The following is a 15,816-nucleotide window of genomic DNA, read 5'->3' on the forward strand; positions in this document are numbered from 1 at the left end:
CAGGCAACAGCGTGCGCGCGACGGCGGGCGCGATGGCAAGCGAGCGGCCACGGCAGCGGCCGCCGCAGCGAAACCAGCGAAAGCGTCCGCTCAGGCCGGCCGGGCACTGCCTGCGCGGCAGGGCGTTGCGGCGAAGAAGGCCAAGCCCAAGAAGGCGGCCGCGCAGCGGGCCGGGGTGAAGAATGCGGAAAAGACGGTCGCGCGGTCGAGCGGACCGGCGCGGCGCACCGCGGCGAAGCCAGTGGCTGGCGACACACCCAGGACAGGCGCGCCCAAGGCGGCCAAGTCCAGGACAGTCAAGCCCAAGACGGCCAAGCCCGGGACAATCAAGCCTGGGACAGCCAAGCCGCAAGCCGCCACCAGGCGCGCGCCGTCGTCTCAGGGCGGCGCAGGTGCCGCCACCGCTGCCAGCGCTCCCACGCCTGCGCGCACCGCCAGGCCCAAGGCCACCGGCCAAAGCTCGCTGGCACAGGGCCGGGCGCGCACGGTCGTCTACATCCATGGCATCGGCAACAAGCCGCCGGCCGAGGTGCTGCGCTGCCAGTGGGATCGCGCCCTGTTCGGTCGCGAGATGGGCGAGCGCACGCGCATGGCGTACTGGGTCAGCCGCGAGCGCTATCCATCGCCGGAGCCGGGCAGTTGCCAGGAGCAGGACCGCGGCCCGGCATTGAACCAGGCCGAGCAGCGGGTGCTCGGTGCGCTGGGTGTGGTGCCGCAGTTGGCCGATCTGCGCCAACTGGCCGATACGCTGGCCGGCAGCGACGCCGAGCGCGCGTGCCTGCGGCAGTTGCTGGACGAGGTGCAGGCTGCCGCGCCGGAGGCCGCCGGCCTGCATGCGCAGGGTCCGATCGACGTGCTGAACCGGATGCTGCTCAAGCTGATCTCCGCCGCGCTGCTGCAGGACGTGCACGATTTCTTTTTCGTGCCGGCGCGGCGCGAGCAGATGCGCGAAAGCCTGCTGCAGCGCATGCGTGCCGGCGGCGGTCCGTTCGTGGTGATCGCGCACAGCCAGGGTTCGCTGATCGCCTACGACGTGCTGCGCGAGTTCGAGGCCGAGGGCTGCGAGGTGTCGCTGTTGCTGACCCTGGGTTCGCCGCTGGGCCTGCCGGTGGTGCGCAGCATGTTCAAGCAGTGGACCGGCACGCCGAAGTTGCCGTTTCCGGCCTGCGTGAAGCGCTGGGTCAACGTCGCCGAGCGGCGCGATCCGGTGGCGCTGGACGACGATTTGAGCGACGACATCGCCGATGCGCAGGGGCGCTTCCACAACATCGCCGGATCGCGCATCAACCCGGATTGGCAGCGCAATCCGCATTCCGGCTCCGGCTATCTGTCCATCCCCGAGGTCCGCGCTGAGGTGCGGCGCGCGGTGGGCGTCGGCTTCGACCAGCCGATCGCGCATCCGGTGCTGATCAAGGACCTGTCCGACCAGTTGGAGGCGCACGCGCCGGACTATCGCCACGAGGTGCTGATCGAACTGGACCGGCTGCCGGACGCGCGCGAGCCGGCGCAGTTGAAGCGCGAGCTGGTCGCGGCGCTGCGCGAGCTGACCCAGGCGTCCACGGGATTGAAGGGCGAGGCGCTGGACACGGCGATCGAGCTGGAGGACACGCTGCAGCGCTACGTGTCGGCGCGCCTGACCCGGTTCGAGATCGAAAGCCTGCGCGAGCGCTATCGCACGTTGAGCCTGAAACGGCTGTGGCGCGATGCCGGCAAGCGCGCCCTGATCTACCAGTCGCGCAGCACCGTGCAGGCCGACGCGGCGCAGGTGGCGTACCGCGCGCTCGGCGCAGGCATCGGCTGGGCAGTGCTGGACAGCGGCATCGCCGCGGCGCATCCGCATTTCCAGCAGCCCGGTCTGCCGGAAACGGTGCTGGCGCAATGGGACTGCACGCAGCGCGGCCGTGCCCGCGAACTTCGCCGCCGCGACGGCGCCGGCTTCGCTGCGCTGGACGGCAACGGCCATGGCACCCACGTGGCCGGGATCATCGCCGGGCAGTGCGATGCGCCGTTGCCCGGGGTGGCGCCGGCCACGCCGCTGCGCTTCGCCGGCATGGCGCCGCAGGCGCGGCTGTACGGGCTGAAGGTGCTGGACGACGACGGCAACGGCCGCGACTCGTGGATCATCAAGGGCGTGCAGCAGGTCGCCGAGATCAACGAGCGCGCCGGCGAACTGGTCATCCACGGGGTCAACCTGAGCCTGGGCGGCTACTTCGATGCGGAAAGCTACGGCTGCGGCTTCACCCCGCTGTGCAACGAACTGCGCCGGCTATGGCGGCAGGGCGTGGTGGTGGTGATCGCGGCCGGCAACGACGGCCTGGCCTGGCTGATGCAGGACGATGGGCAGGCCTACCCGATGAATCTGGACCTGAGCATCGGCGACCCGGCCAACCTGGAGGAGGCGCTGGCGGTGGGCTCGGTGCACAAGAGCAGCCCGCACAGCTACGGCGTGTCGTACTTCTCCTCGCGCGGCCCGACCGCCGACGGCCGGCACAAGCCGGACCTGGTGGCGCCGGGGGAGAAGATCGTCTCGGCCCATCACCGCTACGACGCCGACGACCCCGACACCTGGATGGTGGAGATGAGCGGCACCAGCATGGCCGCCGCGCACGTGTCCGGACTGATCGCCGCGTTCCTGTCGGTACGCCGCGAGTTCATCGGCTTTCCGGACCGGGTCAAGCAACTGCTGTTAGACCAGTGCCTGGACCTGCAGCGCGATCCCTACATGCAGGGGCGTGGGTTGCCGAGCCTGATGCGGATGCTTGGCGGGACGTGATGGGGCAGGGATTGGTGATTAGGGATTAGGGATTCGCAACGGCGGCATCTCGCTTGCCGCTTTTGCCAATCCCCAATCCCGAATCCCGAATCACGCGTTCTTGTTGTGACGCCGCATGATCCGCTGCTTGTCGCGGGCCCAGTCGCGGTCCTTGGCGGCGTCGCGCTTGTCGTGGTCCTGCTTGCCCTTGGCCAGCGCGATCTCGAGCTTGATCTTGTTCTTGCTCCAGTACATCGCGGTGGGCACCAAGGTGTAGCCGTCGCGCTCGACGCGGCCGATCAGCTTGTCGATCTCGCTCCGGTGCAGCAGCAGCTTGCGGGTGCGGCGGTCGTCGGCCACCACGTGGGTGGAGGCCTGGATCAGCGGGGTGAACTGCGCGCCGAACAGGAACAGCTCGCCCTGGCGCACGAACGCGTAGCTCTCGCCGATGTTGGCGCGGCCGGCGCGGATCGACTTGACCTCCCAGCCCTGCAGGGCCAGGCCGGCTTCGTAGCGGTCCTCCAGGTGGTATTCGTGGCGCGCACGCTTGTTCAACGCGATGGTCTTGTTGGCCGTCGCGCCGTTTGCTTTATCCTTGGCGGGTTTCTTGCTCATCTTGCTATTGTCTCCGATTCGGGGCCTCCCGAACGTCTTGGTCCACTTTCCCCGCACCGAATGCCTATCATCCGCCGCAGCGCCCTGGTCGAACACCCCGCAACGCGCATGTTCGACCTGGTCAATGATGTCGCCGCCTATCCGCGCCGCTTCGCCTGGTGCGATGCGGCGCATGTGCTCGAGCATAGCGACCAATACCTGGTGGCGCGGCTGGACCTGGGCGTGGGCTCGTTCCGCACCTGGTTCACCACCGAAAACCGGCTGCAGCGCCCCGACCGCATCGATATGCTGCTGCGCGACGGCCCGTTCAAGCGCCTGCAGGGGCAGTGGGAGTTCCAGGGCTTCAACGACCACGCCAGCAAGGTCAGCCTGACCCTGGACTTCGAGCCGGCCTCGCGGCTGCTGGGGCCGGCGCTGGCGCTGGGCTTCCAGAGCCTGGCCGACCGCATGGTCAACGACTTCGTGCGCGTGGCCGACCGCGAAGACGCATGAGCGGGCTGCGGGTCGAAGTGGTGCTGGCCTGGCCGGACCGTTTCGTCGCGCGCACGCTGCAATTGCCCGAAGGATCCACCGTCGCCGATGCGTTGCGCGCAGCGGCCCTGGCCGAGGCGACGCCGGGCATGCCCTGCGCGATTCATGGCAGCGTCGCCGCGCCGACCCAGCTCCTATACGACGGCGACCGGGTCGAACTGCTCAGGCCATTGCTGGCCGATCCGAAGGATGCCCGGCGGCGGCGCGCGAAACCGCGCTAGCGCCGCCAGGCGCGTTGCCGGCGATGCTTACTCGCTGCGGCGCTGCTTCTTCTTGTCCTTGGCCAGGTTGCGGCCGAACTGGCGCACGCTGTTCTTGGCCAGCTCCGAATCGTTGTCCGGGAAATAGTCGCCTTCCCAGCGGGTCACCGTGTCGTTGTCGAAGTAGACGACGAAATTCTTGATCTCGGTCCGGCCGAGGCGATCGAGGCGCTCGGTCGCGGTGTAGTCCCAGCGTTGGGCATGGAACGGATCCGGGATCGACGGGGTGCCGAGCAGCGCGTTGACCTGCTGCTTGCTTTGGCCGACCTTGAGCTGATCGACGGCCGCCTGCTTGATCAGGTTGCCTTGATAGATAGGCTGCTTGTAGATGATCCCGCAGCCAGCGGTGGACAGGGCAACAGCGGCGACCAGCAAGAGATTGCGCATCGGGGACAGTACTGAGGGAAATCGGGTCGATGATACACTCCCGATGACCGCCGCGACCCATCCCGAGGCAGCTGGCGCTAAACCAGCTATGAATGGAGACGCCATGGAATCCCACGATCTGCGCAAAGTCGGCCTGAAGGTCACGCATCCCCGGATGCGCATCCTGGAGCTGCTAGAGCAGAAGTCGGCGCGCCACCACATGACCGCGGAAGAGATCTACCGCCAGCTGCTCGATCACGGCGACGAGATCGGCCTGGCCACGGTGTACCGGGTCCTGACCCAGTTCGAGGCGGCCGGACTGGTGCTCAAGCACAATTTCGAAGGCGGCCAGGCGGTGTACGAACTGGACCGCGGCGGCCACCACGACCACATGGTGGACGTGGACACCGGCAACGTCATCGAATTCGAAAGCGCCGAGATCGAGGAACTGCAGCGCAAGATCGCCGCCGATCACGGCTACGAGCTGGAAGAGCACTCGCTGGTGCTGTACGTGCGCAGCAAGCGCCCGGCGGGCAAGAAGGGCTGAGTTCGGGCCCGTTCGGGCGCGGTAGCGTTCGACGCAGGGCCATCGCCGCAGACCGCGTGGAGAGGAAGGGCCTGAGTGGCTTCGGTTTCCACGGATTGCCAGCTGTCACTGATCTCCCAGCTCCGTTCGTCGCGACTGAAGTCGCTCCCACAGGGGGCTTGCGGTGAGCCGGCTTGGTGCGCTGTGGGGGCGGCTTTAGCCCCGACTGCTTCCCGACTGCTTCCAAGGCCGGAACAACTGGTGGCTCCGTTCGTCGCGGCTGAAGCCGCTCTACAGCGACTCGCGACTAACTGGCTGGGTGCACTGTGGGAGGGACTTCAGTCCCGACGCCTTCCGCCCCTGGGTCGTCGGACGGCTCCGCTCGTCGCGGTTGAAACCGCTCCTACAGGGAACTCGCGACGAACCGGCTGGGTGCACTGAAGGAGGGGCTTCAGCCCCGACCTGACACCATCCGGAGCCTGCAAGCTTCATATTCCCTGTGGCCTGAGTCACAGGGCTCGAGTCGCCCGATGGCTCGAGGCCACCCAACGCCATGTGCGGAGTGGCGGCCCAGTAACAGAGCCGAAGCCCAGGCCCAGCCCACCAACCCGGCGCAACCTGGCAGAGCGCCTCAACCAGCGCTCTGCAACAGCCGCTTGGCCGCCGCGCGGGCTTCCTTGCTGACCTCGACCCCGCCCAGCATTCGCGCCAGTTCTTCCTCGCGCTGGCGCGGCGCCAGCAGTTCGACCGAGCTCTGGGTCATGCCCTCGACCGGCGCCTTGCTGACCCGGTAATGGGCGTGGCCCTGCGCCGCGACCTGCGGCAGGTGGGTCACGCACAGCACCTGGCGCTGCTCGCCGAGCGCGCGCAGCTTCTTGCCGACGATGTCGGCGACGGCGCCGCCGATGCCCGAGTCCACTTCGTCGAACACCATCGTCGGCACCGCGTCCAGGCCCAGCGCGGCGACCTCGATCGCCAGCGAGATGCGCGACAGCTCGCCACCGGAAGCGACCTTGCGCAGCGCGCGCGGCGGCTGCCCGGCGTTGGCCGCGACCAGGAACTCGACGCGCTCGGCGCCGGCCGGGTCGGGGCGCTCGGCCTCGTGCGGCTCGAGCTGGATCTCGAAGCGCCCGCCGCCCATGCCCAGTTCGCCGATCAGCGCGGTGGTGTCGCGCGACAGCGCCTGCGCGCCACGCTGGCGGGTGCCGCTGAGCGCGGCGGCGGCGTCGCGCCAGGCCTGGGTGGCGCGGACGATCTCCGCATCCAGCACGTCCAGCCGTTCGCCAGCGCCGCGCAGGCCCTCGACTTCGGCCAGCAGCGCGTCGCGGTGCTCGCCCAGCGTGTCCGGGGTAACTCGGTGCTTGCGCGCCAGGTCGTGCAGTCGGCCCAGCTTGCGTTCCATGTCCTCGAACTGCGCCGGATCGGCGTCGAGGTCGTCGCGCACCCGGTCGACCAGCGCCAGCGCCTCTTCCAGTTGAATCGTGGCGCTGTCGATCAGCGCTTCGACCTCGGCCAGGCGCGGCTCGTATTCGCCGACCTTGCCCAGTTCGTGGCGGGTCTGCTGCAGCAGTTCCAGCACCGCCGGCGCCTCGTCGCCGTTGAGCCGCTGCGCGGCGCCCTCGCAGGCGCCGATCAGCGCCGCGGCATGGGCCTGGCGGCGATGGTTGGCGTCCAGCGCGGCGATCGCCGCCGGCGCCAGGTCCTCGCGCTGCAGCTCGGCCAGCTGGTGCTCGAGGAAGCCGATGCGGTCGGACACGTCGCCCTGCGCCAGCAGCGTCTCGCGCTCGGCCAGCAGCGCCTGCCAGCGCACGGCGGCGGCGCGCACCGCGGCGCGTTCGGTCTCGTTGCGGGCGTAGGCGTCGAGCAGGCCGAGCTGGCTGCCGCGCGACAGCAGCGCCTGGTGTTCGTGCTGGCCGTGGATCTCGACCAGATGGCCGGCCAGCTCGGCCAGCTGCGACAGGGTCACTGGGCGGCCGTTGATCCAGGCGCGCGAGCCGCCGTCGGCGCGGATCACCCGGCGCAGCTGGCATTGTTCGTCGTCGTCGAGTTCGTTTTCGCGCAGCCAGGCGCGCGCCGGAGCGGCCTCGGGCACGGCGAATTCGGCCGACAGCTCGGCGCGGTCGGCGCCGTGGCGGACCACGCCGCTGTCGGCGCGCAGCCCGGACAGGAAGCCGAGCGCGTCCACCATCAGCGACTTGCCGGCGCCGGTTTCGCCGGACACCACGGTCATGCCGGGGCCGAATTCCAGTTCGGTCCCGCGGACGACGGCGAAATCCTTGATCGAGAGATGTCTGAGCATGGGGGTCGGAATCCAGGGGCGCGCAACGCTAGCACGCGGGGGTAGGTGGGCCAATCACTTGCCAAGCCGGCATGCAGCCATTATCTAGTGTCCAGTCTCACGGATTGATTGCATGCGCGCCTCCCCGGTCCACTCCTCGCTCGACCCACGCGCCCGGCAGCTGTTGCGCACGCTGATCTCGCGCTATATCCGCGACGGCGAACCGGTCGGCTCGCAGACTCTGGCCCGCCACGCCGGGCTGGACGTGAGCCCAGCGACGATCCGCAACATCCTCGCCGACCTGGAGGACGCCGGCCTGCTCAGCTCGCCGCACACCTCGGCCGGGCGCATCCCCACCGCCACCGGCTACCGGGTGTTCGTCGACAGCCTGGTGCAGATGCGCCCGCCGGGCGAGAGCGAGGTGGCGCGGCTGCGCGCGGAGATGAGCAACGCCGCCGGCACTCAGGCGCTGCTCGGCAGCGCCTCGGAGCTGCTGTCGGCAATGACCCATTTCGTCGGCGTGGTCAGCGCGCCCAAGCGCGAGCAGTTCGCGTTCCGGCACATCGATTTCGTGCCGCTGGACGCGCGCCGGGTGCTGGCGATCCTGGTGTTCGCCGACAACGAGGTGCAGAACCGGGTCATCGAACCGCGCAAGACCTACGAGCCGGCCGAACTGGAACGGGTGGCCAATTACCTGAACGCGCATTTCGCCGGGCGCGCGCTGGCCGACATCCGCGCCAGCCTGGTGCGCGACCTGCGCCACGCCCGCGACGAGATGGAGCTGCTGCTGGCGCACAGCGTGGAGCTGGCCGAGCAGGCGCTGGCCCCGGCCGGTGACGACATGGTGCTGGCCGGGCAGACCAAGCTGATGGGGGTGCAGGACCTGTCGGACCTGGAGCGGCTGCGCGAGCTGTTCGAGATCTTCGCCAGCAAGCGCGAGATCCTGCAGCTGCTGGAGCGCACCATCCGCGCGCCGGGCGTGCGCATCTTCATCGGCGAGGAAACCGGGGTGGTGCCGCTGGAGAGCGTGTCGCTGGTCACCGCGCCATACATGGCCGGCGGCCAGGTGCTGGGCGTACTGGGCGTGATTGGCCCCAAGCGCATGGACTACGACCGGGTGATCCCGCTGGTGCAGACCGCCGCCGAAGTCCTCGGCGCGGCCCTGGACCCGACCCCGCCGACAGAGCGGTAGCCGGGCAGGGAGGGGCGGGCACGCGGCAGCCGGTGCGTGCCGTGGCGCCGCTCCGACCAATCCCGAATCCCCAATCTCCAATCCCGAAGATGCAACACAGCATCTTGAATCCGCCCCGCACGCCCACATAGGTGGTCCGGTAGGGCGGGTGCATCTCCCGCCAGGGAACCGGAAATGAACCAAGACCACCCCGAATTCGATTCTGAACACCTGTCCGAGGCCCAGCAGCCGGCGACCGATCCGCTGCAGGCGCAGATCGAGACCCTGCGCAGCGAGCTGGCGCTGCTCAAGGCCGACGTGCTGCGCGAGCGCGCCGACCTGGAAAACCAGCGCAAGCGCATCGCCCGCGACGTCGAGCAGGCGCGCAAGTTCGCCAACGAGCGCCTGCTCGGCGACCTGCTGCCGGTGTTCGACAGCCTGGACGCCGGCCTGAGCGCCGCCGGCAGCGAACCCAGCCCGCTGCGCGACGGCCTGGAGCTGACCTACAAGCAGCTGCTCAAGGTCGCCGCCGACAACGGCCTGACCCTGCTCGACCCGACCGGGCAGCCGTTCAACCCGGAGCACCACCAGGCGATCAGCCAGGCCGAGGCCGACGGCGTCGCCCCCGGCCACGTGATCCAGGTGTTCCAGAAGGGCTACCTGCTCAACGAACGCCTGCTGCGGCCGGCGCTCGTGGTGGTCGCCAAGCACGATTGACGCGTGCCGCCGGCGGTCCGCGCCTGAATCCGGCGCGGCCGCGGCAGAACGCTAATTTGCGGTGATGGCTTGAATGACCTGCGGCCATCCCTATATCCGAACCAGACCCCGGCAGCGGCCGGACACCAGAAATTTTCAGGAGTCATCCAATGGGCAAGATCATCGGCATCGACCTGGGCACGACCAACTCGTGCGTGGCGATCATGGACGGCGGCAAAGCCCGCGTCATCGAAAATTCCGAAGGCGACCGCACCACGCCCTCGATCGTCGCCTACACCAAGGACGGCGAAGTGCTGGTGGGCGCCTCGGCCAAGCGCCAGGCGGTCACCAATCCGAAGAACACCTTCTACGCGGTGAAGCGCCTGATCGGCCGCAAGTTCACCGACGCCGAAGTGCAGAAGGACATCGGCCTGGTCCCGTACGGCATCGTCCAGCACGACAACGGCGACGCCTGGGTGGCCACCGCCGACGGCCGCAAGCTGGCCTCGCAGGAAATCTCCGCGCAGGTGCTGGAGAAGATGAAGAAGACCGCCGAGGCGTTCCTGGGCGAGACCGTCACCGAGGCGGTCATCACCGTGCCGGCGTACTTCAACGACAGCCAGCGCCAGGCGACCAAGGACGCCGGCCGCATCGCCGGCCTGGACGTCAAGCGCATCATCAACGAGCCGACCGCCGCGGCGCTGGCCTACGGCCTGGACAAGGGTCAGGGCGGCGATCGCAAGATCGCGGTGTACGACCTGGGCGGCGGCACCTTCGACGTGTCGATCATCGAGATCGCCAACGTCGACGGCGAGAAGCAGTTCGAAGTGCTGGCCACCAACGGCGACACCTTCCTGGGTGGCGAAGACTTCGACAAGCGCGTCATCGACTACCTGGTCGAGGAATTCAACAAGGACCAGGGCATTGACCTGCGCAAGGATCCGCTGGCGCTGCAGCGCCTGAAGGATGCGGCCGAGCGCGCCAAGATCGAGCTGTCGACCTCGCAGCAGACCGAAGTCAACCTGCCGTACGTCACCGCCGACGCGTCGGGCCCGAAGCACCTCAACATCAAGCTGACCCGGGCCAAGCTCGAGGCGCTGGTCGAGGACCTGGTCAAGCGCACCATCGAGCCGTGCCGCACCGCGCTCAACGACGCCGGCCTGCGCGCCAGCGACGTGACCGAGGTGATCCTGGTCGGCGGCCAGACCCGCATGCCGAAGGTGCAGCAGGCGGTGTCCGAGTTCTTCGGCAAGGAGCCGCGCAAGGACGTCAACCCCGACGAGGCCGTGGCGCTGGGCGCGGCGATCCAGGGCGGCGTGCTGGCCGGCGACGTCAAGGACGTGCTGCTGCTCGACGTGACCCCGCTGAGCCTGGGCATCGAGACCCTGGGCGGCGTGTTCACCAAGATCATCGAGAAGAACACCACGATCCCGACCAAGGCCTCGCAGACCTTCTCTACCGCCGAGGACAACCAGTCCGCGGTGACGGTGCACGTGCTGCAGGGCGAGCGCGAGCAGGCCCGCTACAACAAGTCGCTGGCCAAGTTCGACCTGTCCGGGATCGAGCCGGCGCCGCGCGGCCTGCCGCAGGTGGAGGTGTCCTTCGACATCGACGCCAACGGCATCCTGCACGTGTCGGCCAAAGACAAGAAGACCAACAAGGAACAGAAGGTCGAGATCAAGGCCGGCTCTGGGCTGTCGGACGACGAAATCCAGCGGATGGTCGCCGACGCGGAAGCCAACCGCGAGGAAGACAAGAAGTTCCATGAGCTGGTGCAGGCGCGCAACCAGGCCGACGGCCTGATCCACGCCACGCGCAGCGCGATCACCGAGCACGGCAGCAAGGTCGGCGGCGACGTGATCGGCAAGGTCGAGTCGGCCCTGGCCGACCTGGAAACGGCGATGAAGAGCGACGACAAGGGCCAGATCGAGGCCAAGACCAAGGCGCTGGAAGAGGCCGGTCAGTCGCTGTACGCGGCGGCCGCCGCCGGCGAACAGCAGCCGGGCGCCGCCCCGGGCGGTGCGCAGGCGGCCGGCGACGACGTGGTCGACGCCGAGTTCACCGAAGTCAAGGACGACAAGAAGTAAGCCGGGATTCGGGATTCGGGAGTAGGGATTCGAAGGCTTTCGCCTGTCGGCTTCCGTTCCCGATACCCTGTCCGTAGCGCTCGCAAAAGCGGACGAGTTAGCGCTCTCCGCTTTTGCTTTACACGAATCCCGAATTTCGAATCCCCAATCTCCGCCCTATGAGCAAACGCGACTACTACGAAGTGCTGGGCGTGGCCCGTACCGCCAACGACGACGAGCTGAAGAAGGCCTATCGCCGTTGCGCGATGAAGCACCACCCTGACCGCAACCCGGGCGACCAAGCCGCCGAAGCCGCGTTCAAGGAGTGCAAGGAGGCCTACGAAGTCCTGTCCGACGGCAACAAGCGGCGCATGTACGACGCGCACGGCCATGCCGCGTTCGAGCACGGCATGGGCGGGATGGGCGGCGGTGGCGGTCCCGGCGGCCCGGACATGGGCGACATCTTCGGCGACATCTTCGGCAACATCTTCGGGGGTGCCGGCGGCGGCGGTGGCCGTGCGGCGCGGCGCGGCGCCGATATCGGCTACGTGCTGGAACTGGATCTGGAAGAGGCGGTGGCCGGGATCGAGCGCCGCATCGAGATTCCGACCCTGGGCGAATGCGAACACTGCCATGGCAGCGGTTCGGAAGACGGCAAGGTCGAGACCTGTACCACCTGCCAGGGGCGCGGCCAGGTGCGGATCCAGCGCGGCATCTTCGCAATGCAGCAGAGCTGCCCGCATTGCGCCGGGCGCGGCCAGATCGTGCAGAACCCGTGCGGCACCTGCCACGGCGCCGGGCGCGTCGAGGAAACCAAGGTGCTGTCGGTGAAGATTCCGCCGGGCGTGGACAACGGCGACCGCATCCGCCTGTCCGGCGAAGGCGAGGCCGGTCCGGCCGGCACGCCGCCTGGCGATCTGTATGTGGAAGTGCGGGTGCGCGAGCACGCGATCTTCCAGCGCGACGGCGACGACCTGCACTGCGAAGTGCCGATCCGCATTTCCCAGGCCGCGCTCGGCGACACCGTGCGCGTGGCCACGCTGGGCGGCGAGGCGGAGATCCGCATTCCGGCCGAGACCCAGACCGGCAAGCTGTTCCGCTTGCGCGGCAAGGGCGTGCGTTCGGTGCGTAGCCGCAGCGAAGGCGACCTGTACTGCCGCGTGGTGGTGGAAACCCCGGTCAACCTGACCGCCGACCAGCGCAAGCTGCTGGAGCAGTTCGAATCCACGTTCACCGGCGAGGACGCGCGCAAACACTCGCCGAAGTCGGCGACCTTCATCGACGGGGTGAAGGGGTTCTGGGACCGGATGACGTCGTAGAGCCGGGATTGGGATTCGCAACGGCGGGTCCCGAGCGGCGGTCGAGATTGTGTGGACCGATGGAAGAGGCATGTGCAGGGCGAGAGCCCGGTACGTGCCTTTTTTAGTTTTCGGGATTGCGATCGATTGCCTGCGAATCGAATGCCGGTTGCGGGAGGGGACGCCGCAGTGTCGCTGTTACGAATCCCCAATCCCGCATCCCCAATCTCAGCCCTTGAACTACGGCGGTGAACGCACCCGCCGGGGGTGAGGGGGTTCTGGGGACCGGGTGACCTTTTTATCCTTTCAGCATGGCAGCGCCGGTGCACTGCCGGCGCGGCCGCGCTGGCGCGCATCGCTAGCGTGCGCTCTTTGCGCCGCGTCACCGTCCGTGGCGCGGTCCGGCATGCGAACATGCCGCTACGCCGATCGCGGCGCATCTCGCTTGCAGAGCCCGCCATGCAGATCGGCCGTTCCGTTGTTGCCCGCCTTGCCGCGCTGCTGCTGTGCGCTTGCTTTGCCGCACCCGCGCTCGCCAGTTCCGATGCCGGTTGCGACTCCAGCCTGCTGCTGGATTTCGGCGATTACAGCGGATGCCAGAACACCGTCGCGCTGGCGCCGGGCAGCGACACCCGGGTCAACCTGCTGCTGTTGATGCGCGATGGCGCAGCGCAGGCGGTGGCGCCTGCCAGCCCGCTCGAACCGGTGTTCACCTGGGAGGCAGCGGTCCAGGCGCTGCAAGCGCCGGCGACCGATCAGGCCGCTGCCGTGGAGGGTGCGCTCGATGGCGAGGCGAACCGCTGCAACAGCAATGCGCGCGGCGTCAGCGCGTTCAACGACGCGCTGAACGCGAACGCGCGCGTGCCGGCGGCGGAAAAAGCGCGCTTGGCCCAGGCGCGGCCGGCGCAGTGTCCGGACCAGCAAATCGCTGCGCCGGACGGCGTGTCGTCGGCTGCAGGCAGGGAATTCGCGCAGTATCTGCAGGCCGCCAGCGCGTTCTACGCCGGCGCCTTCGACGCGTCCGCGCAGGGCTTCGATGCGCTTGCCAAGGCGGCCGATCCCTGGCTCAGGGAGACGGCGCGCTACATGCTGGGGCGGGTGGCGCTCAATGCGGCGCAGGTCGATGGCTTCGACGAATACGGCGTGCAGCGCGAGCCGATGCAGTTCGACAAGGCCGCGCTGGCGCGCGCCGAGCAGGCGTTCGCGCAGTACCTGCACGACTATCCGCAGGGGCGCTATGCGGCTTCGGCGCGTGGATTGATGCGGCGGCTGTACTGGCTCGGCGGCGACACCGGGAAACTGGCAGCCGAATACGAGCGGCTGCTGCGGCTGCCTGCCGCGCAGCGCGGCCTGTCCGACCCGGAGCTGGCCCAGGAAATCGACAACAAGCTGCTGGGTAGCGTCGATCCTGCGACGCTGACCACGCCGCTGCTGCTGGCGGTGGCCGATCTCAAGGCGATGCGCGCGAGCGATGGCGGCAGCGAGCGCCAGCGGCTGTCGTTGGCGGCGCTGGAGGCACAGCGGCCGCACTTCGCCGACGAACCGGCGTTGTTCGCGTTGCTGCTGTCCAGCTACCAGTATTACGTGGCCGGGTCGCCGACGCAGGCGCTGCGCCTGCTGGAGACGGGCCAGGGCGGAAGCAGGTGCGGCAGCGTGGCCTTCGCCACGGCCATGCTCAAGGGCTTGGCGCTGGAGGACAGCGGTGCGCCGGAGTTGGCGGCCTACTGGCGGCGCCTGCTCGGCAGCGCCGAGCCTGGGGTGCAGCAACCGCTGGTGCAGCTGGCGCTGGCGCGGCGCCTGGAGCGCGACCGTGCGCTCGACCAGGTGTTCGCCGCGGATTCTCCGATCGTCAACCAGTCCATCCGCGACCAGCTGCTGATCTATGCCGCCGGTGCCGATCTGCTGCGCCGCCACGCGCTGGCGCCGAGCGTGCCGGCGCACGAACGCGAACTGGCCGGCTTCGTGCTGCTGTACAAGGAGCTTTCGCGTGGCCAGTCCAAGGCGTTCCTGCAGGATCGCGTGCTGCTCGCCGACGTCCCGCTCGACAGCAGCGAGCCCCGGCGCGGGCCTTACTGGTTGCCGCAGTCGTCGCCACCGCTGGCGGTGTTCTCCGGCACATTCGAGCAGGGCGAGGATGCATGCCCGGCGATCGAGGCGGTGGCCAAGACCCTGGCCGCTGCCCCCGCCGACGCCCATGCGCAGTTGTGCGTGGCCGAGTTGGTCCGGGTCATGAACTGGGATGACTTGCCGATCAACTGGCAACCGCCGGCCGCCGAGCTTGGCGGAGCGCCTTCGCAATTTCCCGGCGCTGCGTATTTCCGTTTGCCGGTCTACCAACGCGTCATCGATGCTGCGAACGTGCCTGCCAACGACAGGGCCTATGCGCTGTACCGCGCCATCCAGTGCTATGCGCCCAGCGGAAACAACGATTGCGGCGGCAAGGACGTGCCGGTGGCCGAGCGCAAGCGTTGGTTCCAGCGCCTGAAACGGGAATTCCCGTCCTCGACCTGGGCGCAGGACCTGAAGTACTACTGGTGAGCGGCGCCATGCGCGTGCGCTGCGCCGTGCTGTTGGCGCTGTGCCTGACGATGGGCGCGGCCAACGCCGCGCCGGTGGAGGCGCGCCGCTACGATGCGTTCTGGTTGTGGGCCGGGGTGCGGCCGCAACCGGTGCTGGCCAACGCGCGCCGCGTGTACCTGCTGCAGGCCGAGGTGCCGCTGGACGCCGACGCGCCGGCAAGATTGGTCGCGCAACGCGCCGCGTTGCCGCAACTGCGCCACTGCCAGGTATGGATGGTGTTGCGGGTGGAGCGCATCGACTGGACGCCGGCATTGTTCGACGCGGTGCTGGTGCAGTTGCAGCGTTGGCGCGCGGCCGGCAACGACGTGGCCGGCCTGCAGATCGATTTCGACGCAGGGACCGGCCACCTCGAGCAGTACGTGGCGTTCCTGCGCACGCTGCGCGGGCGCTTGCCGGCCGACTACCGGCTCGGCATCACCGGCCTGCTGGACTGGAGCGTCAACGGCCGCGCCGAGGCGTTGGCCGGATTGCGCGGCGTGGTCGACGAGGTGGTGCTGCAGATCTACCAGGGACGCGCGGTGATTCCCGACTATCCCATCTATGTCGCCAGGCTGGACAGGTTGCAGGTGCCGTTCCGCATCGGCCTGCTGCAGGGCGGCGACTGGCAACCGCCGCGGGGCCTGCAGGACAATCCGTGGTTCCGCGGCTACGTGGTGTTCCTGCGCAACCGGTGAGCG

13 protein-coding genes are annotated in these 15,816 nt (G+C 68.8%); 10 read left to right on the plus strand and 3 right to left on the minus strand.

Going from position 1 to position 15,816, the window contains the following annotated elements; translation table 11 throughout:
• Positions 1-532 precede the first annotated feature (532 nt).
• Positions 533-2,773, plus strand: a complete 2,241-nt coding sequence (locus HEP73_RS09585) for a S8 family serine peptidase (RefSeq protein WP_185823368.1) — start codon at positions 533-535, stop codon at positions 2,771-2,773.
• A gap of 90 nt (positions 2,774-2,863) precedes the next feature.
• On the opposite strand, the gene smpB is transcribed toward HEP73_RS09585, so the two are convergent.
• A complete protein-coding gene (smpB, locus tag HEP73_RS09590; protein ID WP_003467984.1) occupies positions 2,864-3,367 on the minus strand; it encodes an SsrA-binding protein SmpB in 504 nt (167 codons plus the stop codon).
• A 60-nt stretch (positions 3,368-3,427) separates the two neighbouring features.
• Between smpB and HEP73_RS09595 the strand changes: the two genes are divergently transcribed.
• Together HEP73_RS09595 and HEP73_RS09600 are read left to right on the plus strand one after the other, a co-directional pair.
• Positions 3,428-3,859, plus strand: a complete 432-nt coding sequence (locus tag HEP73_RS09595) for a type II toxin-antitoxin system RatA family toxin (RefSeq protein ID WP_179565174.1) — start codon at positions 3,428-3,430, stop codon at positions 3,857-3,859.
• On the plus strand, positions 3,856-4,119 hold the full coding sequence (locus HEP73_RS09600) for an RnfH family protein (RefSeq protein ID WP_185822998.1): 264 nt from the start codon (positions 3,856-3,858) through the stop codon (positions 4,117-4,119). Before HEP73_RS09595 ends, HEP73_RS09600 begins: the two co-directional genes overlap by 4 nt.
• A gap of 27 nt (positions 4,120-4,146) precedes the next feature.
• On the opposite strand, the gene HEP73_RS09605 is transcribed toward HEP73_RS09600, so the two are convergent.
• Positions 4,147-4,545, minus strand: coding sequence for an outer membrane protein assembly factor BamE (locus HEP73_RS09605; RefSeq protein WP_185816169.1), 399 nt, complete (start codon positions 4,543-4,545; stop codon positions 4,147-4,149).
• A gap of 103 nt (positions 4,546-4,648) precedes the next feature.
• Between HEP73_RS09605 and fur the strand changes: the two genes are divergently transcribed.
• A complete protein-coding gene (gene fur / locus HEP73_RS09610; RefSeq protein WP_179565169.1) occupies positions 4,649-5,071 on the plus strand; it encodes a ferric iron uptake transcriptional regulator in 423 nt (140 codons plus the stop codon).
• A gap of 610 nt (positions 5,072-5,681) precedes the next feature.
• On the opposite strand, the gene recN is transcribed toward fur, so the two are convergent.
• Positions 5,682-7,349, minus strand: coding sequence for a DNA repair protein RecN (gene recN / locus HEP73_RS09615; protein ID WP_185822999.1), 1,668 nt, complete (start codon positions 7,347-7,349; stop codon positions 5,682-5,684).
• Between the two features lie 112 nt (positions 7,350-7,461).
• On the opposite strand from recN, the gene hrcA reads away from it, so the two are divergent.
• The 6 genes from hrcA (at position 7,462) to HEP73_RS09645 (ending at position 15,813) form a co-directional block, all read left to right on the plus strand.
• Entirely contained in the window at positions 7,462-8,520 is a 1,059-nt protein-coding gene (gene hrcA / locus HEP73_RS09620; RefSeq protein ID WP_185823000.1) for a heat-inducible transcriptional repressor HrcA, read from the plus strand.
• Between the two features lie 174 nt (positions 8,521-8,694).
• Positions 8,695-9,216 carry a nucleotide exchange factor GrpE gene (gene grpE, locus HEP73_RS09625; protein WP_185816172.1) on the plus strand — a complete coding sequence of 174 codons (522 nt, stop codon included), beginning with the start codon at positions 8,695-8,697 and terminating at the stop codon, positions 9,214-9,216.
• A gap of 149 nt (positions 9,217-9,365) precedes the next feature.
• Positions 9,366-11,282, plus strand: a complete 1,917-nt coding sequence (gene dnaK, locus HEP73_RS09630) for a molecular chaperone DnaK (protein ID WP_185823001.1) — start codon at positions 9,366-9,368, stop codon at positions 11,280-11,282.
• Positions 11,283-11,440: 158 nt separating this feature from the next.
• Positions 11,441-12,580 carry a molecular chaperone DnaJ gene (gene dnaJ, locus HEP73_RS09635; RefSeq protein WP_185816174.1) on the plus strand — a complete coding sequence of 380 codons (1,140 nt, stop codon included), beginning with the start codon at positions 11,441-11,443 and terminating at the stop codon, positions 12,578-12,580.
• Positions 12,581-13,018: 438 nt separating this feature from the next.
• The gene (locus HEP73_RS09640; protein ID WP_185823002.1) at positions 13,019-15,097 is read left to right on the plus strand and encodes a hypothetical protein; all 2,079 of its coding nucleotides are present in this window, start codon (positions 13,019-13,021) and stop codon (positions 15,095-15,097) included.
• Positions 15,094-15,813: a DUF3142 domain-containing protein gene (locus tag HEP73_RS09645; RefSeq protein WP_221899392.1), complete on the plus strand. Its 720-nt coding sequence runs from the start codon at positions 15,094-15,096 to the stop codon at positions 15,811-15,813. Before HEP73_RS09640 ends, HEP73_RS09645 begins: the two co-directional genes overlap by 4 nt.
• Positions 15,814-15,816: the final 3 nt, after the last annotated feature.

Source organism: Xanthomonas sp. GW, from assembly GCF_014236815.1.
Lineage (GTDB): Bacteria > Pseudomonadota > Gammaproteobacteria > Xanthomonadales > Xanthomonadaceae > Xanthomonas_A.